Source organism: Clostridium sp. AF20-7, from assembly GCF_003479275.1.
In the GTDB taxonomy this organism is placed as follows: Bacteria; Bacillota; Clostridia; order Lachnospirales; family Lachnospiraceae; genus Otoolea; species Otoolea fessa.
Genome location: NZ_QUGF01000002.1, coordinates 69747 through 89207, shown reverse-complemented (window position 1 = coordinate 89207; position 19461 = coordinate 69747). Strand labels below are relative to the sequence as shown.

At 50.5% G+C, this 19461-nt stretch carries 18 protein-coding genes; 16 read left to right on the top strand and 2 right to left on the bottom strand.

Translation table 11 applies throughout. From position 1 onward, the window contains the following. Window positions 1-254: 254 nt before the first annotated feature. From rimO to DWX68_RS14595, 7 genes are all read left to right on the top strand, one after another. Window positions 255-1598 (top strand): 30S ribosomal protein S12 methylthiotransferase RimO, encoded by a 1344-nt coding sequence (rimO, locus tag DWX68_RS02155; protein ID WP_118628486.1) that lies wholly within the window; start codon window positions 255-257, stop codon window positions 1596-1598. Further along, window positions 1582-2124 carry a CDP-diacylglycerol--glycerol-3-phosphate 3-phosphatidyltransferase gene (gene pgsA / locus DWX68_RS02150; RefSeq protein ID WP_118628485.1) on the top strand — a complete coding sequence of 181 codons (543 nt, stop codon included), beginning with the start codon at window positions 1582-1584 and terminating at the stop codon, window positions 2122-2124. The genes rimO and pgsA overlap by 17 nt, the downstream gene beginning before the upstream one ends. Before the next feature lies 1 nt (window position 2125). Beyond that, entirely contained in the window at window positions 2126-3379 is a 1254-nt protein-coding gene (locus tag DWX68_RS02145; RefSeq protein ID WP_118628484.1) for a competence/damage-inducible protein A, read from the top strand. Window positions 3380-3481: 102 nt separating this feature from the next. After that, the gene (locus DWX68_RS02140; protein WP_118628483.1) at window positions 3482-3820 is read left to right on the top strand and encodes a hypothetical protein; all 339 of its coding nucleotides are present in this window, start codon (window positions 3482-3484) and stop codon (window positions 3818-3820) included. A 146-nt stretch (window positions 3821-3966) separates the two neighbouring features. Then, window positions 3967-5040 (top strand): hypothetical protein, encoded by a 1074-nt coding sequence (locus tag DWX68_RS02135; protein WP_147354934.1) that lies wholly within the window; start codon window positions 3967-3969, stop codon window positions 5038-5040. Between the two features lies 1 nt (window position 5041). Further along, window positions 5042-5446, top strand: coding sequence for a GerW family sporulation protein (locus DWX68_RS02130; RefSeq protein ID WP_022360264.1), 405 nt, complete (start codon window positions 5042-5044; stop codon window positions 5444-5446). A gap of 126 nt (window positions 5447-5572) precedes the next feature. After that, the gene (locus tag DWX68_RS14595) at window positions 5573-5710 is read left to right on the top strand and encodes a hypothetical protein (protein WP_022360263.1); all 138 of its coding nucleotides are present in this window, start codon (window positions 5573-5575) and stop codon (window positions 5708-5710) included. Window positions 5711-5714: 4 nt separating this feature from the next. On the opposite strand, the gene DWX68_RS02125 is transcribed toward DWX68_RS14595, so the two are convergent. Both DWX68_RS02125 and DWX68_RS02120 read right to left on the bottom strand, forming a co-directional pair. Continuing rightward, window positions 5715-6782: a HAMP domain-containing sensor histidine kinase gene (locus tag DWX68_RS02125; protein ID WP_118628481.1), complete on the bottom strand. Its 1068-nt coding sequence runs from the start codon at window positions 6780-6782 to the stop codon at window positions 5715-5717. Continuing rightward, window positions 6779-7456 (bottom strand): response regulator transcription factor, encoded by a 678-nt coding sequence (locus DWX68_RS02120; protein ID WP_118628480.1) that lies wholly within the window; start codon window positions 7454-7456, stop codon window positions 6779-6781. Before DWX68_RS02120 ends, DWX68_RS02125 begins: the two co-directional genes overlap by 4 nt. 311 nt (window positions 7457-7767) lie before the next feature. On the opposite strand from DWX68_RS02120, the gene DWX68_RS02115 reads away from it, so the two are divergent. The 9 genes from DWX68_RS02115 (at window position 7768) to cbiB (ending at window position 19387) form a co-directional block, all read left to right on the top strand. Then, window positions 7768-9060 (top strand): efflux RND transporter periplasmic adaptor subunit, encoded by a 1293-nt coding sequence (locus tag DWX68_RS02115; protein WP_182432116.1) that lies wholly within the window; start codon window positions 7768-7770, stop codon window positions 9058-9060. A gap of 19 nt (window positions 9061-9079) precedes the next feature. After that, entirely contained in the window at window positions 9080-12088 is a 3009-nt protein-coding gene (locus tag DWX68_RS02110) for an efflux RND transporter permease subunit (protein ID WP_118628479.1), read from the top strand. A gap of 57 nt (window positions 12089-12145) precedes the next feature. Next, a complete protein-coding gene (locus DWX68_RS02105; RefSeq protein ID WP_118628478.1) occupies window positions 12146-13336 on the top strand; it encodes a TolC family protein in 1191 nt (396 codons plus the stop codon). A 14-nt stretch (window positions 13337-13350) separates the two neighbouring features. Further along, a complete protein-coding gene (locus DWX68_RS02100) occupies window positions 13351-14727 on the top strand; it encodes a TolC family protein (RefSeq protein ID WP_118628477.1) in 1377 nt (458 codons plus the stop codon). 417 nt (window positions 14728-15144) lie between these two features. After that, window positions 15145-16287, top strand: a complete 1143-nt coding sequence (gene cobT / locus DWX68_RS02095; protein WP_118628476.1) for a nicotinate-nucleotide--dimethylbenzimidazole phosphoribosyltransferase — start codon at window positions 15145-15147, stop codon at window positions 16285-16287. Window positions 16288-16374: 87 nt separating this feature from the next. Beyond that, a complete protein-coding gene (locus tag DWX68_RS02090; protein ID WP_118472661.1) occupies window positions 16375-17016 on the top strand; it encodes a bifunctional adenosylcobinamide kinase/adenosylcobinamide-phosphate guanylyltransferase in 642 nt (213 codons plus the stop codon). 71 nt (window positions 17017-17087) lie between these two features. Then, window positions 17088-17873: an adenosylcobinamide-GDP ribazoletransferase gene (locus DWX68_RS02085; protein ID WP_118472660.1), complete on the top strand. Its 786-nt coding sequence runs from the start codon at window positions 17088-17090 to the stop codon at window positions 17871-17873. A 15-nt stretch (window positions 17874-17888) separates the two neighbouring features. Then, entirely contained in the window at window positions 17889-18347 is a 459-nt protein-coding gene (locus DWX68_RS02080) for a bifunctional adenosylcobinamide kinase/adenosylcobinamide-phosphate guanylyltransferase (RefSeq protein WP_118628475.1), read from the top strand. A 23-nt stretch (window positions 18348-18370) separates the two neighbouring features. Then, on the top strand, window positions 18371-19387 hold the full coding sequence (gene cbiB, locus DWX68_RS02075; RefSeq protein ID WP_243027486.1) for an adenosylcobinamide-phosphate synthase CbiB: 1017 nt from the start codon (window positions 18371-18373) through the stop codon (window positions 19385-19387). Window positions 19388-19461 lie beyond the last annotated feature (74 nt).

Here is a 19461-nt window from a genome sequence, read left to right as displayed (position 1 = left end):
CGTGTTCATTATGTACATGGAGATGGTCTTTTCTTAGATATAGAGTAACTGTTCAGTAGGTCTGCGCATTTACTGCGCTGACCGTACGAAAACATGGGCCAGCAGGCAAAAATCCCATTGCCGTAGGCAATTTTTAATGGATTTTTGCGCGTGACTGTGAAGGTACTGAACAGTTACGATATAGAATTTTTGTGACGGTTCAAATCGATTATGGTTACAGAAATTTTTTAAATATGTTATTAGGAGAGAATTGAATGAAATTACTTTGTATATCCCTTGGCTGCGATAAAAACCTGGTTGATGCAGAGCGTATGCTGGGTTCGCTGAGCCAGGATGGGTACACGTTTACCGATGACGAGCAGGAGGCAGATGTCATTCTGGTCAATACCTGCTGCTTTATCAACGATGCCAAGGAGGAGAGTGTCAACACTATCTTAGAGATGGCAGAGTACAAAAAGAGCGGAACCTGCAAGGCGCTCTTAGTCAGCGGCTGTATGGCACAGCGTTACAAGGAAGAGATCCTGCAGGAGGTGCCGGAGGTGGACGGTATTCTCGGTACGACCAGCTATGATGAGGTCAGCAAGGTGCTGGCGGAGGCGCTGAAGGGCGAGCGGGTATCTGATTTCCACGATTTGTCCGAACTTCCGGAGACGAAGATGCGGAGCAAACGTCTGGTTACGACCGGCGGACATTATGCTTTTTTAAAGATTTCCGAGGGCTGTAACAAACGGTGTACCTATTGTATTATCCCGTCCCTGCGTGGACCGTACCGCAGTGTGCCGATGGAGCAGCTTCTCACAGAGGCAAAGGAGCTCGCGGATCAGGGTGTGAAGGAACTGATTCTTGTCGCACAGGAGACGACGCTTTACGGCGTGGATTTGTATGGAGAGAAGACCCTGCCGAAACTTTTACATGAACTGGCACAGATCGATGGAATCGAATGGATCCGTATCCAGTACTGTTATCCGGAGGAGATCACCGAGGAGTTGATTCAGGCGATCAAGACGGAGGAAAAAGTCTGTCACTACCTGGATATTCCGATCCAGCACGCGAGCGATGCCGTTCTCAAGCGGATGGGACGCCGCACGAATCAGGCGGAGCTTCGGGAGCGGATCGCGCATCTGCGGGAAGAGATCCCAGATATTGCACTCCGCACGACCTTAATTTCCGGTTTCCCGGGTGAGACACAGGAGGATCATGAGGAACTGATGCGGTTCGTCGATGAGATGGAATTTGACCGCCTGGGCGTGTTTGCATACTCTGCAGAAGAGGACACACCGGCAGCCGGATATCCGGATCAGGTACCGCAGGAGGTCAAGGAAGACCGCCGCGACGAGATCATGGAGCTGCAGCAGGAGATTGCCTTTGAGAAAGCCGAGGATATGAAAGACCGTGTGCTTGAGGTTATGATCGAGGGAAAAGTGGCAGACGAGAATGCTTTCGTGGGACGTACCTATAAGGACGCGCCGAACGTAGATGGTTTGATTTTTGTCAATGCGGATGTTCCGCTGATGTCCGGCGATTTCTGCCGTGTCCGCGTAACGGGAGCACTCGAATATGATTTGATAGGAGAGTTGGCTGATGAATTTACCGAATAAGCTTACGACGCTTCGCGTCATCATGATTCCGTTTTTTGTGTTTTTTCTTCTCTGGCAGAATGGTGAAAACCATACCTTCCGTATGATTGCACTGGCACTGTTTATCATAGCCAGCCTGACCGATCTTCTGGATGGAAAGATTGCCAGAAAGTACAATCTGGTTACGAACTTTGGAAAATTTATGGATCCGCTCGCGGACAAGCTTCTAGTGTGCTCGGCGCTCATCTGCCTGATTGAGCTGAACGCGCTTCCAGCCTGGATGGTTATCATCATCATCAGCCGGGAGTTTATCATCAGCGGATTCCGTCTGATCGCCTCGGACAACGGAGTTGTCATCGCCGCCAGCTATTGGGGCAAATTTAAGACGACGTTTCAGATGGTATCGGTGGTGTTATTGATTCTGGATATTCCGGCGCTTGCGTTTGTCACGACGATCTGTGTCTGGATCGCGCTGCTGCTGACGATTGTGTCACTTGTTGATTATATTTACAAGAATCATAAAATACTGACAGAAGGGAGTATCTGATATGATAGTCGAACTGATCTCGGTAGGAACAGAGCTGCTGCTTGGCAATATCGTCAATACCAATGCGCAGTATTTATCGGAAACGTGTGCAAAGCTGGGGCTTAACGTCTATTACCAGACGACGGTAGGGGACAACCGGGAGCGCATGACAGAAGTCTTCCGGACGGCGCTCTCAAGAGCCGATCTCGTTATCATCGGCGGCGGTCTGGGACCGACGGAGGATGATATCACGAAGGATGTCTGCGCGGAGCTGATGGGAATGCCGTTAGTCGAGGATCCGGAGGTGCGGGCACATCTGGAGGACTGGTACCGGCAGCGCAAGCGCACCGATATTCCGGATAGCAACTGGCGTCAGGCGCTGGTGCCGGAGGGCGCGGTGGTATTTTCCAACACAAACGGCACAGCTCCGGGACTTGCCCTGGAGAAAAACGGTAAGACCGCGATTCTTCTTCCGGGACCGCCGAACGAACTGTATCCGATGGTGGAAGATCAGGTTTGTGCTTATATTCAGAAACGATCTGACTGTGTGATCTATTCCCAGATGCTCAAAATCTGCGGATACGGGGAGAGCAAGGTGGAGGAGATGCTTCTCGACCTCATCGACCAGCAGACGAACCCGACGATTGCGACCTATGCAAAGACGAAAGAAGTACATTTGCGCGTGACCGCGAGAGCCGAGAGCGAAGACGCGGCAAAACAGCTGTTAAAACCGGTTATCAAAGAGATCAAGAAACGGTTCGGTAATGCGGTTTACACGACGGATGAGCATGAGAATCTGGAGGATGTCGTTGTCCGCCTCTTAAAGAAATACGACCTGACTGTGACAACCGCAGAGTCCTGCACAGGCGGTCTGATCGCCGGACGCATCGTCAACGTGCCGGGGGCTTCAGAGGTCTTTAACGAGGGATACGTGACGTATTCCAACAAGGCAAAGAAAAAGATCCTGGGCGTCAGCAAGGCGACCCTGAAAAAATACGGCGCGGTCAGCGAACAGACGGCGCGTGAGATGGCTGCAGGCGGTGTATTTACGACGGATGCGGATGCCTGTATCGCTGTGACCGGCATCGCCGGACCGGACGGCGGAACCGAGGAGAAACCGGTGGGACTCGTCTATATCGCATGTTATATGAAGGATAAAGTCAAAGTAGAGGAATACCATTTCCGCGGAAACCGCGAGAAGGTGCGTGAGCAGACGGTGATTCAGGCGGTGGATCTGCTGAGACGGTCGATTATTAAGAATTATAAAAAAGATTGATCACGTAAAGGAGGGAGAGCTGACAGGTGGGTGAAATAGCCGGAAACGTGCTGTTTTTAGAGCGCCATGGATCAGGCTCTCCTTTTTTAGGAGGCGGGGACGATGATTTGGTATAAATATCTGTATCTGGGAGAAACTGCTAAAAAGCATCGTTTTTCGATTCTACAGAAACTCCGCCTCGGAAAGGTACAGCCGGGCGTTCACGTGATCACGCCTGCCTCAGGCGGACACAACCTGCTTGATATCCTGCCTGCCTATGTGCTCCGGCAGAATTATTACCGGGAGCAGGCGGATCTGCTGATCGTAGGGGTCGGCGCGGGCTACCAGGATGCCGTGGAGATGGTGGGGCGGATTGTGGATGAGACGTACCGCGAGACGGGTGGATTTGATGTGAAGACGTATCTGAGAGAGAAGGAAGACAGGCTGAGGAAAAAGAGGTAAGTATTTTGCAGCCTTTGATGAAGATTTTTTGGACTGAAAATGTCTTTTGACTCCAACATCATATGATACAGAGCTGATACATGAATTTGTCAATGAAAGAATAAGAAGTGGGAGGGGATGGATTGCTGCATATTTTGTTCATAATCTTGAAAATACTCGGAATCCTGCTTCTTGTCATTCTGGGACTGTTGTTTCTGTGCCTGTTGGCGGTTTTATTTGTCCCGATTCGATACCGGGGGAACGGAAGCTACCACAGTATCAAGGATTTTGGCGTGCATCTGCATATCCATTGGCTGCTTCATGCGGTGTCGCTGCGGATTGCTTATGAAAATGGGCTTCGATATGCGGTTAAGTTGTTTGGATTCCGGATTTTCGGGAGTGAGAGTGAAGAGAAAGATACGGAATCTGGGCGTGTGCGGGAAGGCACGCAGGCAGCGGATTCGGATGAGCTGGAATTTGTAAATGCGCAGGAGAAAACAGAGGATGATGATTTAGACACCGGTGAACTGATTTTGCGGGCGGAAGCAGCATCGGAGAAGACAGACGCCGCGATCGAGAAAGCGGAGGAAACTGCCAGGCTGCTGGAGGAGGCGGTGAAGAGACGGAGTGCGCAGAGGGAGGCGGAAATGTCTCAAGCTGTGAAGAATGCAGATGCATTTCCAGATGTGAAGGAGGCGGGAGTGTCCGAGGCAGAAGGAGAAACGCATCGGGCAAAGAATGAATTAAAATCAAATCCCAGCCAGGAAAAGCGTGAATCGTTCCTTCATAGAATCATTAGCTGGTTCAAACAAAAATGGAGCGCCCTGCGGCAATCCCTCTCAAAGCTGCTTACCCGAATCAACAACCTGGAGCACAAATGCCAATCCGTCCTTGCATTTATAGAAAATGAAGAAAATCAGAAGTTATTTCGCCTGATCAAACGCCAGCTCATGCGAGTTCTGCGGCATATATTTCCCAGAAAGCTGTCCGGGCAGGTTACGTTTGGCGTGGAGGATCCTTATTTGATGGGACAAATTTTGAGTGTGGCGGCTTTTTTGTATCCAGTTTACGGAAAGAAGGTTGATTTGACTCCGGTCATGGATGCAAATGCGCTGGACGGGGAGCTTTCGTTCCGGGGCAGAGTCCAGATTGGCGTGCTGGCATTGATGGCGCTTCGGATCTGGATGGATAAGAATGTACGGACACAGGTTTATAAATATAGAAACCGAGGAGGAAGATAATATGGCAGACAATCAGTTTGCATCGACAATCGGTGCATTATTTCAGGGTATGGATGAGTTCGTCACAACAAAGACAGTCGTGGGAGAGCCAGTGACAGTTGGCGATGCGATTATACTTCCACTCGTGGATGTAACCTGCGGCATGGCGGCGGGCGCGTTTGGTCAGTCGGCGAAAGAGAAGAATGCGGGCGGCATGAGCGCCAAGATGACGCCGAGCGCGGTGCTGGTCATTCAGAATGGCATGACGAAGGTGGTCAATATCAAGCATCAGGATGCATTGACCAAGGTTCTCGACATGGCACCGGATCTCGTCAATAAATTTGTCGGCGGAAGCACCGGACCGATCGATGCGGAGACGATGCAGACAGCTGAGAAGATGGCGGGCGAGATGGAAGAGAAGAAATAAAGAAATTAAAATCAAAACGCTTCATAGAATGATCATAGCACACGACCGAATGACAGATGTCTCTGGCAATGATCGCCTGCTATTTAACTTCTTTTGAAAACAGACATTTCAGAGAGGTATCATTCTATGAAGCGTTTATTTGGTTTAGTTCTTTTTTCAATGGGATTTGGCATGACCCTGGTGCTCATTTTCCCAAAGAATTTTCTATGGGTCAGCATCGCCATTTCTCTGATGATTGTCGGGTACAATATGTTTTGCCGATGAGATTCTATGCTTTTTCAAGCGGCAGAATCACTGTAAAGCAGCTACCCTCGTCCACCTGGCTGGATACCTCGATGGTACCGTGCATCAGGTCGATGATCCGTTTCGTGATGGAAAGTCCCAGCCCGTTGCCCTTTTCATTGGGATCAGAGTTCCTGCTGTAAAATTTTTCAAAGATCCGTTTCATCGTGGCGTCATCCATGCCGACGCCGGTATCGCGGATGGAGATGCGCACCTTATCTCCTGTGATGACGAGTTTGGCAGAAAGCATACCGCCAGCCGGGGTGAATTTGATGGCATTTTGCAGGAGATTGATCCAGACCTGCTGCAGCATCTCACAGTTGCCGTAAAATTTGCACGCCGTCAAATCAATGTCGAGATTCAGATGCTTTTTCTCCCAGAGCGGTTCCAGCAGAAGAATCGCCTGCCGGATTTGTTCGTCGAGGCTGAACGTCGTGCGGCCAGTCACGATCTCCTGCTTTTCCAGGCGGGAAAGCAGAAGAATGTTGCCGGTCATCGTGGTGAGCTGGCGCGTGCTGTCGATGATGATGCGCGTGTATTTATTCCGGTCCGCTTCTGAGAGAGATGGATCCTGCAGCAATGTCGCATAGCCCTCGATGGCGGCGAGCGGTGTCTTGAACTCATGGGAAACCGTGGTCACGAAATCATTTCGCAGCGATTCGATGCTGTTTAACTCCTGTACCATACGGTTAAAATTGTCGGTTAGTTCACAGATCGCCTGCAAAGACTTCGAATTTGGCACATGAACAGAAAAGTCTCCGTCTGCTACCTGCTTAGCGGCAAGGCTTATGGAACCGATCGGGCGGAGGATTTTCGACCAGAGGAACAGCGACAGCGCGATACTGAACGCAAGGCTGCTCAAAAATGACATCAGACGCGGAAAATTCGGACCGAAAATCCGAAAAACTTCGTGTTTATCTGTTCCGCTTGTGAGCATCGAGACAAAATATCCGGTCAGCATCGGTATCAACGAGGACACCAGGAAGAAAAAGACCAGGAGGGTCAGCCAGTAGAGTGGAATCTGGAAATATTTGGTAAAGTTCTTGCTGATCATGCTTCTGTTTTCACCGCCTTATAGCCGAGACCCCGCACGGTCATGATGATAAAATCATCGCAGTTTTTAAACCGTTCGCGCAGCCGGTTGACATGCACATCGACCGTCCGTTCGTCGGTTGTCGAGTCAAGCCCCCAGATTTCGTCCATGAGCTGCTGCCTCGTGAAAATCTTATTTGGATAAGAAAGTAATTTATATAGAAGATAAAATTCTTTCTGCGGCAGAAGCGTCTCCTGCCCGTTGACCGTGACCGTCAGTGCATCGTAGTCGAGAATCGTATTTTGGCAGACAATCCGATGCTCCGTCGCGATCTTGGCGCGTTTGAGCAGGGCGCCAACCCGCAGAATCATCTCATTGACATCGATCGGCTTCACCATGTAGTCATCCGTGCCTGCCTGAAAGCCGCGCTGCTTGTCTTCGAAGCGCTCTTTGGCGGTGATAATCAGGATCGGCATCGTAAATCCACTCGTCCGCAGGTGATCAATCAGTTCATATCCGTCCATTCCGGACATCATAATATCCGAAATAATGAGATCTACATATTCAGAATCTAAAAGAGATAATGCTTTTTCGCCGCTTTCTGCCGGAAGCGCCAGATAACCATTGTTGGTGAGTACCGTGCAGAACAGGGAACGCAGTTTCGCATCATCTTCTACCACAAGAATGTGAAACATATCCGTAAAACCTCCCTATAATCCAATTAAAAAGATGTAATATCATAAATATTCATAGTATACCATAAGTACTAAATTCAGCTCTCACCTTCGGCTCGGCTTCATTAAGGACTTAGGTATGACTCGCACTAAGTTCGAAAAGACCTCACTAAGTGCTCATATTATACCACATAAGTTTAAACTGATTGTGAACGGTGCAACACATTTTTTTCACGGTTCGTTTACATTCAGTTTATATGTAGTTGAAACTCGTTTAAAAATGGGATGATATACTAGGGACAATTAGGAAAAACCAGAAAGGAATATGCGAAATGAGTAAACTATCTTCTCTGATGGAAGCGGCAAAGCAGAATAAAAAGAAAACAGCCATCATCGCGGTGGTGGTGGTGCTCGTACTTGCGGCGCTTTTTATGCGTTTCAAGGGTGGCAGCAAAGGAGGTCCAGGCGGCGGTCCGGGAGGTCCGGGCGGCATGCAGGACACGCAGATGGACAATGTGGCGACGGTTGCGGCTGAGAATCCAAAGATCGGAACGATCCAGCGGACAACCAGCACATCCGGTACTGTCGAGGCATCGGACGTTGTCTATGTCTATGCGAAGGCATCCGGCGATGTGACGGGCGTCAACGTCAGCGTCGGTGATATGGTAACAGCGGGTCAGCTTCTCTGTACGATCAATACTGAACAGGTTGAGACGGCGAAAAATGCGATGGACTCTGCCTCTGTTAACCTGACCGAGGCACAGAGCAATTTAAGCCGTATGCAGCTTCTTTATCAGGGGGGAGATATTTCTGATCAGGAATGGGAGCAGTATCAGAACCAGGCGAAGACGGCACAGTTAAATTATGAATCGGCAAAATTAAACTACGACCGTCAGGTGGAATACAGTTCCGTGACCGCACCGATCTCAGGCAAGATTGAGACGATGGATATTGATGTATATGATCATGTCAACCAGCAGGCGCAGCTCTGTGTTATCTCCGGCGAGGGAGATAAAAGGGTATCGTTCTACGTATCCGAGCGTGTTATGAGCAACTTAAATCAGGGTGACGCGATGACCATTGTAAAAGATGGAACGACTTATGATGGTGTGATTACCGATGTCAGCAGCATGGCGGACGAGAGCAACGGTCTGTTTAAGATAAAGGCAGAGCTGCCGGAGGCGAACAGCCTTTCAACGGGAAGTACTGTCAAGGTAACAGTAACGTCTGAGCGTGCAGAGAATGTCATGACCGTGCCGGTAGATGCAATCTACTATGATAACGGTGTTGGAAATGTCTATGTTTACCAGGACGGAACGGTACATAAAGTGGAAGTCGAGGTGGGGCTTTATAATACGGAGCTGGCGGAGATTAAGTCCGGGCTGACGGCAGAGGCTCTCGTCATAAGTACATGGAGTTCCCAGCTTTATGAGGGTTCAACCGTTAACTTAAAGGGTGAAGAAACAGATGCGGAAGCAGCGGATGAAGCTGGAAACCAGAAAGCCGATGCCCTGGCAGGCTCTGAAAATGGACAGAAAGCGGGCGCTCCGGCAGATGGCGGAAAGGATCAGCCTGCGGGTGATGCAGGCACCCCGAAAGATGCAAAAAATGGACAGAAACAGTAGGACAGGAGGAATGTAAGACATGGGAGTAACGAAATATATCCTGAAACATCCGGTTACTACTGTCATGGCTCTGTTGTGTCTGGTTGTATTCGGTATTTCATCGGTCTTTTCGGCAAAGCTGGAGCAGATGCCGGATATGGAGACGCCGATGTTGATTATCATGGCAAATTATTCAGGCGCAGGACCGGAGGATATCAGTGAGCTGGTAACTGAACCGATCGAGGATGCGATCGGTACGCTGGAAGGTGTGGACACGATTACCTCCGAATCCAGCGATGGACGTTCGATGATCATGCTTCAGTATGACTACGGCACCGATATGGATGAGGCGTATGACAACTTAAAGCAGAAATTGGACAATATCCAGCGGGAGCTGCCGGATGATGTGGAACCCAGTGTTATGTCGATGAACTCTAATCAGGGAGACAGTATGATGCTTTCGATTGCACATAAGACGCAGACAAACCTCTACGATTATGTGGATCAGAAGATAGTACCTGAATTAGAACGAATTTCTTCGATTGCAAACATTGAGACGCGAGGCGGTTCTTCTAAGTACGTCAGCATTGAATTGCAGTCTGAAAAAATGGATCAGTACAATCTGACCATGCAGGATGTTGCGAGTGCCATCAGCGATGCGAACGTGGCATCCCCATCGGGTGATGCAGATGCCGGAAACCTGGAGCTTTCCGTTACTACCTCCTTAAAAACAGAACAGGTAAATGAGCTGCAGGATATTCCAATCAAGACGCCGGCAGGACAGATTATTTCTCTGTCGGATGTGGCAAATGTGTTTGAGGCAACGAAAGACCGGGGCGGCATTTCCCGTTACAACGGTCAGGAGACGATCTCCGTTTCGATTCAGAAGCAGCAGGACAGCACAGATATGGAAGTGTCCTCGGCTGTAAAAGAGAAAATTGAAGAATTGATGGCGGATGATTCGGATCTGACAATCACGGTTGCAAATGATACATCTGACACGATTCTTGCTTCCTTAAAAGATGTAGCAGAGACAATGGTTCTGGCGGTTATCATCTCCATGTTTATCATTTTCCTGTTCTTTGGCGATTATAAGGCGTCCCTGATCGTCGGAAGTTCCATTCCGACTTCGATTTTGATGTCCTTGATTGCGATCACGATGGCAGGATTTTCGTTGAACGTTATCACGATGAGTGCGCTGGTACTCGGCGTCGGCATGATGGTCGATAACTCGATCGTTGTACTGGAGAGCTGTTTCCGTGCAACGGCGGAGCAGGAAGACAAGGGGGCGCTTGGCTATTTTTCAGCAGTGCTTCACGGAACCGGCATTGTCATCAACTCGATCATCGGTTCGACGATCACGACCTGTGTCGTATTCCTGCCGCTGGCATTCTTAAACGGTATGACCGGACAGATGTTCAAGCCGCTGGGATTTACGATCGTGTTCTGTATGTCGGCGTCCCTGCTTTCTGCGATGACGGTGGTTCCGCTGTGTTATCTGTTCTATAAACCGAGCGAGGCGAAGCGCGCCCTGATGGGACGTCCGATTGAACGTTTACAGAAATGGTACCGCGGCATCATGGATCGTCTGTTAAACCACAAGGCGATGGTTATGGGATTTTCGGTTCTGATACTTGTACTGACGGTAATTCTGGCGAGCGGAATGCAGACGGAGCTGATGACATCGGATGATACCGGTACGGTCAGCGTCAGCATAGAGACGCGTCCGGGGCTGAAACAGGAAAAGATCGAGGAGGCACTGGCAGAAGCGGAGGCGATTGTTTCCGCGAGCGACCAGGTTGATTCGTACATGCTGCGTTACAACGGAGACAGCGGCGAGATCAGTGCCTATCTGAAAGATGACCGTACCATGAAAACAGACGATGTAGCCGATCAGTGGCAGAAAGAGATGGATAACATTGCAAACTGTACGATCGACGTATCGGCATCAACTTCCATGAGCTTCATGGGAAGACAGCGCGGCTATGAAGTGATTCTTCACGGCACGCAGTATGATGAGTTAAAAGAAGTTAGTGATAAGATTGTCAAGGAAATGACAGCAAGAACGGATGTCATCAACATCCATTCCAGTATTGAGAATAATGCACCGATCATTACCCTGAAGGTTGATCCGGTCATGGCAAAGGCGTATGGACTCACGGCTTCCAGTATCGGAACGACGATCAACCAGATGTTGAGCGGTATCGACGCGACGACACTTAAAATTGACGGCGAGGACATTACGGTAACGGTTGAGTATCCGGAGGGCGAGTACGAGACAGTTGATAACATAAAAGATATTATTTTGACGGCAACAAATGGACAGAAGGTGGCACTGACCGATGTGGCAAATGTCGTATTTGAGGACAGTCCGGCTTCGATTTCCAGAACCGACGGTGCATATGAGATCACAATCTCTGCCGATTACACCGGTGATAATGTACAGCAGCAAATCAACAGTGAGGTAATTACTCCGAACTTAAGTGGTACAATCAGCATTGGGCAGAACAGCCGTGACCGTATGATGAAGAGTGAGTTCAGCTCCCTGTACCGCGCGATTGCGATTGCAGTCTTCCTGGTATTCGTTGTCATGGCGGCACAGTTTGAGTCTGTGAAGTTTTCCATCATGGTTATGACGACCATCCCGTTCAGTTTGGTTGGTTCCTTCGGATTACTGAAGCTGACCGGCGTCAGCATCAGTATGACGTCCCTGCTCGGTTTCCTGATTCTGGTCGGAACTGTTGTAAATAACGGTATTCTTTACGTGGATACGGTCAACCAGTATCGCTCCACGATGGATCTGCGGACAGCGCTCATCGAGGCAGGTGCGACCCGTATCCGGCCGATTCTGATGACAAGTATGACAACCATCCTCTCGATGATTCCGATGGCACTGGCAATCGGAAGCAGCGGTTCCACGACACAGGGTCTGGCGATCGTAGATATTGGCGGTCTGAGCGTAGGTGTGATTGTCGCGCTCTTCATGGTTCCAGTATATTACGCACTGCTGAGCCGGAAACCGAAGGAAGAGATACCGGACATAGATTAATTGGAAACAGAATAGGATAATTGTTAAAATCAGATATATCGGAATGGAGTGACATACATGAATCGAAATAAAAAAAAATGTCTGAAGCATCGGATTGCGGCCGGTGCAGCAGCCTGCTCACTGGGGCTTTTTCTGGCGGCAGGTGCGCCGGTCCAGGTATTGGCAGGCAGCCCGCAATTTGCATATTCCACAGAAAAATGGGCTTCGCTGCAGGATGATAAGCTCGAATTTGACGAGATTGCTGATCTAATCCATGAGTACAACAGCACAGTGGAGAAGAACCGGATCGAGTACAAGGATTATCAGGGCAAAGACAGCAATGAGATCGCGCAGGAATATTATGACGCGGCAGATGAGATCGAGAGCAGTATCGAGTACCCGGATTCAGATGATGCGAATTATGGTTCCGCGCTGGCAGCAGCACAGAGAAGCGAGGCTTCCGCGACCCAGATGCGCGAGCAGGGCGATAATAACGTCGATGATGCGAATGTTAAGGCGTGGGGGTATACGCAGACCGAGAAATCGTTGGTACAGCAGGCGCAGAACCTGATGATCCAGTACTGGAATGCCCAGGAAAACTTAAAGAGTGTGCAGAACCAGGTGTCCAAGGCAGAAAAAGACTATGAGACGGCAAACTTAAAGCTTTCATCCGGAAGCGCGACCCAGACGGATGCACTGGATGCCAAGGAGACTCTTTTAAAGGCGCAGGCGTCCATCACGACGGCGGAGAGCAATATTGCATCGACGAAGGAATCCCTGTGCCAGATGCTTGGATGGAAATATGGCGCATCAGTAGAAATCTGTGCATTACCGGACCCGCAGGAACAGATGAGTGCATCGATCAACCTCGAAGAGGACATTGCGAAAGCACAGGAAAATAATTATCAGTTAAAGATTCTGGCACGTCAGGTCAACAACGCGATGACAAGCACCCTTAAAGAGCAGTACCAGACAACTCTGACCAGCGGGAAGGAGGCAGTCAAGTCGAATGTCCAGTCGGCTTATCAGAATCTGAAGCTGTCTGAGGCACAGTATGAACAGGCAAAACGCAGCCTTGAATTAGAAGAAAAGACGAAACAGACCAACGACCGCAAGCTGGCAGCCGGACTTATCAGCCAGAACGCATACCAGAGCGCAACCTATTCCTATGAATCGGCATCCGTGGCAAAAGAGACGGCAGCGATGTCGCTTCTCCAGGCGCAGTTCGCCTACCAGTGGGCGGTGGACGGCCTGGCGTCCACGCAGTAGAAAGGGGTGGGTGGATGATGCGAAATCTGAAAGGAAAATGGATGAACGCGGAAGCTGGGACAGAGCAAAAGATGCGCAAGGAGCAAGAAAGAGACCGAAGCGGTGCAAGTGCTTTGGATGTGCATCTGGACGGTCATAATGTGAAACGAATCGGAAAAAGCAGATTGAGTCGTTCGATCGGAATTGCCCTGGCGGCTTGTATTCTTGTATCGAGCCCGGCGCAGGCGGCGAAAACGCCTTTGATTTCCGGCACAGAAAGTGATTCAGACAGCGAAGCAGATGGTCCGGCGCTGGAAGATGGCACCATAACCGAAAATAGCGCAGACAATACGATCGCCAGCCAGTCGGGCTCCTATACGGAGGAACAGCTAGCGGATTCTGTGATAGAGTACGGGGAACTGGAGGCGCTGGTGCGGCGCGGCAATGGAACGGCTGTCAGCGCCGATTACAGTTATCAGGACAGCCTTGCCGTCTACCAGGAAGCCTACGATGCGATGATTTCCGGTGCCCGGGATATGAACTATAAAGCAGACGAGCTTGAAGATGCGGGCGGAGATGAGGCACTGATCGGCACCTATGAGCGAAATGCACAAACGCTGTCGATGGCAGCGAAGCAGTATAAAAAGTCGCTCACTTCCTTAAATTCGGCGTCAAGCCGTGCGTCCAGAAACCGGACGGTCTGGCAGGTCGTAAAGATCGCACAGATCCAGTGGGGCACCTGCCGGCAGCTTCAGGACGAGGTGGAGGCGGCTGCCAAGACGGCGGAGAACTATCAGGCGCAGGTGGATCGCAAAGAGAGGGAACTGGCAGCGGGGCTTTGCACGGAGACGGATCTGCTGCAGGCTCAGAAAAACCTGCTAAGCGCCCAGACAGCATTACAATCCACGACCGATCAGGCAAATAAGGCGCTGCGCCAGCTTGCCATTTTACTTGGAAAGAGCGGAACTTCTATTACGCTGGGGGAAATTCCAGCCGTATCGGCAACGGAACTGGCTTCTATGAATCTGGATGCGGACCGCGCGGCAGCTGTCATTGCAAGTTCCAGTGTCAAATCAGCCAGACGATCCTCCGCAACCGGAGATGCGGCGCGCAAGCTGCGCCACCAGCAGATCGAGGAAGCCGAGAGCGCCGCAAGCGCCTCAGCGGATGAGCAGTACGCTGAGATAGCGGCATTAAGCCTAGAACGCGACGCGACGCAGGCAGCCTACCAGTCTGCCGAAAAAACATACGGCGCCACCCAGATTAAGTATCAGTCCGGTGCGATTAATAAAGCAACGTATTTACAGGGTGAGGCGTCTTATCTGCAGAAAAAAGCAGAATTAGAGACAGCTGAAATTTCCCTGCGGACGGCGTATGATGCGTATGAGTGGATGTTGAAAGGGGTTGCGTGAGGAGCGGGTGATGGCGATTCCTGAGATTGTATAATTTTTTGTATGGATATGTGGAATAGAATTTTATAAGATGGGCTTGAAAAAGACGGCACTGCCCGGATGGGTAGTGTCGTTTTGTTACTGTTCACAGGTAGGCACTTTTGAAACCGAAAGTGCCGTAAGAAAACGTGGTGGCAGCAGGAATTTGCCGTATTTAAATGCGAAGCCACGGCAAATTCCGTTACTGGGCACGTATGCGTGAACAGTAACGTCGTTTCTCGTGCTTTCGGTGTGATAACAAATTTGTATTTGCGTATTGTTCCGGTCAATGGTACAATCATAGGCGGAATTTTGAACCGGTAAACGATAGACTGAAAGGGTACGCCCGTTCACGGACCCATGGAAAAGGCCGGAAACGAAAACGGGAGGAACATATAGATGCAGCAGGAGAATATGAAGACATTGGAATCTCTGGAAGATTTTCGGCATTTTTCGGAAAAAGAGCTGGAAATACGGTTTGACCAGCTTAAGAAACAGATTGTACCAGCGGACAAGACAATCCGGGAGCAGGCAGAAAAGCATTGGGGGCATGTGGCAAAACCGCTTGGCAGTCTGGGAGTCCTGGAGGAAGATATTGTGCGGACGGCGGCAGCGCAGGGGGAGAAAGTGCCAGACTTCTCCAAGCGTGCGCTTTTGATTTTTTGCGCGGATAATGGGGTGGTTGAAGAAGGGGTATCACAGACCGGGCAGGAGGTTACAGCGGCAGTTGTTTCGAATATGACACGCGGGAGGAGCTGCTCCTGCCTGATGGCAGAAAAGGCAGAAACGGACGTGTTTCCGATCGATATAGGAATCGCCTGTGAGGTGGAACATCAGGGGAAACTTCATCCCCTGACAGAACGGAAAATCCGGCGCGGGACTTCCAATTTTACAAAAGCAGCAGCGATGACGCGCCAGGAGGTGTTGACAGCCATTTTGACGGGAATCGATGCAGTGCGTGTGCTGAAGGAGCAGGGGTACCGCTTGTCTGCAGTGGGTGAAATGGGGATCGGCAATACGACGACCAGCAGTGCGGTCGCATCGGTTCTGCTGCAAAAGGATCCAGAACTTGTCACTGGAGCTGGGGCGGGTTTAGATTCGGCTGGATTGAAACGGAAAACGGAGGTAATCCGGCGTGGAATCGGACTGCATCACCCGGATCCCATGGATGGCATGGAGGTATTGCAAAAGGTAGGCGGATTCGATCTGGCGGCGATGGCAGGTGCTTTTTTGGGCGGTGCCATCTATCATGTTCCGGTTGTGATTGACGGGGTTATCGCGGCAGCTGCGGCGGCAGCTGCTGGAAGAATTGCACCGGCAGCGACGGACTATATGCTGGCAGCCCATGTATCGGCGGAACCGGCGTCTATCTGGCTGCTTGATTTGATAGGAGTAACTCCGGCTATCCAGGCGGGACTTCGACTCGGAGAAGGTACAGGGGCGCTGGCGCTGTTTCCACTGCTGGATATGGCGCTGTCCATTTACCGGGATATGGATACGTTTGCGGAGATGGAAATAGAGGAATATAAGCCGCTGGTGTGATGAGATATACGGATTAAAACATTTTTTGCGTATGTTTTTAAAGCATGGAAACTGCTGCAATTCGGTGAAAAAGAGGATAAATGAACGATGTTATATATAGTTACAGGCGGCAGTGGCAGCGGTAAGTCCGAATATGCCGAACAGACTGCCGTGCAGTGCCGGAACAGGAACGGTGGGACACTCTGGTATCTGGCGACGATGCGGATTTGGGATGATGAAGGCAGAAAACGGGTGGAGCGCCATCGGCGGATGCGCGCGGCAAAAGGGTTTGAGACGATTGAGCGGTATACGGGGTTAGAAACATTAGAATTAGAGGAGAGATTCGAAGAGTCCAATTCGGCTGGTTTGGACGCTGAACAGGAAAACGATAGTTTGAAGCGCTGGGAGTCCTGCCGAGTGGCACAAAAACCAGTGCTTCTCCTTGAATGTATGTCCAACCTTGTCCTCAATGAATTTTATGCTCAGGAAAATGGTGCGCAAGAGCGGATTCTGCAAGGAATAAAACGCTTGCAAAACCAGTGCCATGACCTTATCATTGTAACGAATGAGATCTTTTCGGACGGTGTGACGTATGATCTGGAATCGGAGCGGTACATAGAGCTTCTGGGACGGATCAACCGGGAACTGGGACAGATGGCGGATTCGGTGACGGAAGTGGTGTATGGAATTCCGATTGCGGTGTCAACACCTGTTTTTGCAGCCGATGAAAGGACAAAAGATGTAGGGTAGTCAGTGAGTGGAACAGAGCGGAATGCCTGCTAAAGTTATAGTTGCCAGAATAGAGTCAGGGGGATCGAAGATTGAATCTGATAGGAAGTTTTGTCATTGCATTTTCTATGTATTCACGCATTCCGATGCCGCGCATGGACTGGACGGAAGAGCGGATGCGCTATGCGCTTTGTTTTTTTCCGCTGATCGGGGCGGTGATCGGGGCGGTAGAGATAGCCACGTTTGCGCTCTGTGAAATTTTGGGTGCTGGAGTTCTGTTCCGGACCTGCCTGTTGACGGCGGTTCCACTATTGATTACTGGTGGAATCCATATGGATGGGTATCTCGATGTGACGGATGCGCGCCATTCCTACGGCGAGCGGGAAAAAAAGCTGGCGATTTTAAAAGATCCCCATACAGGGGCGTTTGCGATCATCGGTCTGGGGCTGTACCTGCTTCTCTATGCGGGGGCAGTTTCTGAGCTTGTGGGAGCAGATGTGTGGCTGCTGCCGGGGGCGCTTATGCTGGAACGCGCCTGCAGCGGCTATTCGGTGGTGGCATTTCCAAAGGCGAAAAAGGACGGGCTTGCCGCTGAATTTTCCAGAAGTGCCGAGACAAAGGTTGTTCGCGTGAGTATGGCAGTTTTAGCAGTGTTGGCGATCAGCTGGATGATTTACTGGGGACATCTGCGCGGCGCTCTGGCAGCGTTGACGGCTCTTGCAACCTTTGTTTGCTATTATCGTTTTTCCATGCGGGAATTTGGCGGCATCAACGGCGATCTGGCAGGGCATTTTCTGCAGAGCTGCGAGCGGAATGTGCTGCTAGTGCTGGCGGCGATGCGGCTGGCAGGTACGTGCCTGCGATTTTTGAATTTTTAAGCGAGGAAAAGCAGAATGATTTTTATAATTGGCGGCAGGGAACAAGGAAAGACAGCGTATGCGATGAAATTGTGGGAAAAACGTACTTTGGAACGGAGGAAAACAAAAGACTTATCCACCGTTCTGAATCGATCGGAAAATCCAGAAGCGTGTAGAGTTACGGCACGCATCGCGGACGGGAGATTAGAAACGGACGAACAGACGATCATGCAGGCGGATCTGATCACGCATTTTGAACTGTTTGTGAGGCGTGAGATGGAAGCCGGGCGCGATCCATACGTGTTTGCAGAACGCCTGATGCAGGAAAATCCGGATGCATTCGTGACGGCGGATGAAATCGGCTGCGGCATTGTGCCGATGGAAGCATTTGAGCGCGATTATCGGGAGACAGACGGGCGCATTTGCCAGCGGATCGCCGCATATTCGGAGGAAGTGCACCGGGTTATCTGCGGTCTGGGAATGCGGATCAAATAAAAGAATAGTTGGGAGTAGACAAAATGACAGCAATCAGTAAAGTATTGACAGGAATGATAGAAGGCAGAATGGTCGGATATCACTTAGCTGCGATTCTGGCAGGTTATCTTCTGGATCTGTGCCTGGGTGATCCGCATTCGATGCCGCATCCGGTCCGGGCGATCGGAAATCTGATTGTGTGGCTGGAAAAATATTTGCGTCCAGCTGGAAAAAAGCATGCAACGGAACGGGGGGAACGCCGCGCGGGCGTTCTTTTTGTGTGTCTGGTGCTGCTTGTGACAGGCAGTGTGGCAGGCGCAATCCTCTGGATTTCCCGTCTGGGCGGCATCTGGATTCAGACAGTAGTCGAGGCGGTCATGACTTACTATCTGCTGGCGGCGCGCTCCCTGCGGGATGAGAGCATGGCGGTCTGCCGGAAGCTGGAGGCGGGAGATACCGAGGGAGCCCGCTATGCAGTGTCGATGATTGTCGGGCGCGATACGAAACCTCTTTCAGAGGCGGGGATCGCACGGGCGGCAGTTGAGACGGTAGCGGAAAATGCGTCGGATGGAGTGATTGCGCCTTTGTTTTATCTGGCGATTGGAGGTCCGCTTCTTGGCTGGCTGTACAAGGCAGTCAACACGATGGATTCGATGGTCGGATATAAAAATGACAGGTATCTGCATTTTGGACGCGCGGCAGCAAAACTGGACGATCTGGTAAACCTGATTCCGTCGCGCCTGGCAGCGCTTTTATTGATAGTAGCTGCATACCTTTTACGATATGACGGAAAGAATGCTTACCGTATCTGGCGGCGTGATCGCCGGAACCACAAAAGCCCCAATTCCGCGCAGACCGAGTCGGCATGCGCCGGCGCGCTGGGCTTGCGACTGGCGGGCGATGCCTGGTATTTCGGCAAGTTAGTTCCGAAGCCATATATCGGTGATGAGATACACCCGATTGAACCGCAGGACATCCGCCGTGTCAACCGCCTGATGTATGGAGCGGCGGGAATCATGGGACTTCTGGCACTGGTGATGCGGGCCGTGATTTTGTTTTGATAAGGGAATTTTAACAAAGAAGAATATAAAAAAGGCAAAAAATCCAAATAATGAAACAATCAAACAGATAAAAA

Bases quoted from the DNA above. Each gene is read 5' to 3' on its own strand.
- DWX68_RS02080 (WP_118628475.1), top strand. From the start codon at position 17,889: ATGATTTTTATAATTGGCGGCAGGGAACAAGGAAAGACAGCGTATGCG.
- cobT (WP_118628476.1), top strand. From the start codon at position 15,145: ATGCAGCAGGAGAATATGAAGACATTGGAATCTCTGGAAGATTTTCGG.
- DWX68_RS02125 (WP_118628481.1), bottom strand. From the start codon at position 6,782: ATGATCAGCAAGAACTTTACCAAATATTTCCAGATTCCACTCTACTGG.
- DWX68_RS02145 (WP_118628484.1), top strand. From the start codon at position 2,126: ATGATAGTCGAACTGATCTCGGTAGGAACAGAGCTGCTGCTTGGCAAT.
- DWX68_RS02110 (WP_118628479.1), top strand. From the start codon at position 9,080: ATGGGAGTAACGAAATATATCCTGAAACATCCGGTTACTACTGTCATG.
- DWX68_RS02130 (WP_022360264.1), top strand. From the start codon at position 5,042: ATGGCAGACAATCAGTTTGCATCGACAATCGGTGCATTATTTCAGGGT.
- cbiB (WP_243027486.1), top strand. From the start codon at position 18,371: ATGACAGCAATCAGTAAAGTATTGACAGGAATGATAGAAGGCAGAATG.
- DWX68_RS02100 (WP_118628477.1), top strand. From the start codon at position 13,351: ATGATGCGAAATCTGAAAGGAAAATGGATGAACGCGGAAGCTGGGACA.
- pgsA (WP_118628485.1), top strand. From the start codon at position 1,582: ATGAATTTACCGAATAAGCTTACGACGCTTCGCGTCATCATGATTCCG.
- DWX68_RS14595 (WP_022360263.1), top strand. From the start codon at position 5,573: ATGAAGCGTTTATTTGGTTTAGTTCTTTTTTCAATGGGATTTGGCATG.
- DWX68_RS02120 (WP_118628480.1), bottom strand. From the start codon at position 7,456: ATGTTTCACATTCTTGTGGTAGAAGATGATGCGAAACTGCGTTCCCTG.
- DWX68_RS02105 (WP_118628478.1), top strand. From the start codon at position 12,146: ATGAATCGAAATAAAAAAAAATGTCTGAAGCATCGGATTGCGGCCGGT.
- DWX68_RS02140 (WP_118628483.1), top strand. From the start codon at position 3,482: ATGATTTGGTATAAATATCTGTATCTGGGAGAAACTGCTAAAAAGCAT.
- rimO (WP_118628486.1), top strand. From the start codon at position 255: ATGAAATTACTTTGTATATCCCTTGGCTGCGATAAAAACCTGGTTGAT.
- DWX68_RS02090 (WP_118472661.1), top strand. From the start codon at position 16,375: ATGTTATATATAGTTACAGGCGGCAGTGGCAGCGGTAAGTCCGAATAT.
- DWX68_RS02115 (WP_182432116.1), top strand. From the start codon at position 7,768: ATGAGTAAACTATCTTCTCTGATGGAAGCGGCAAAGCAGAATAAAAAG.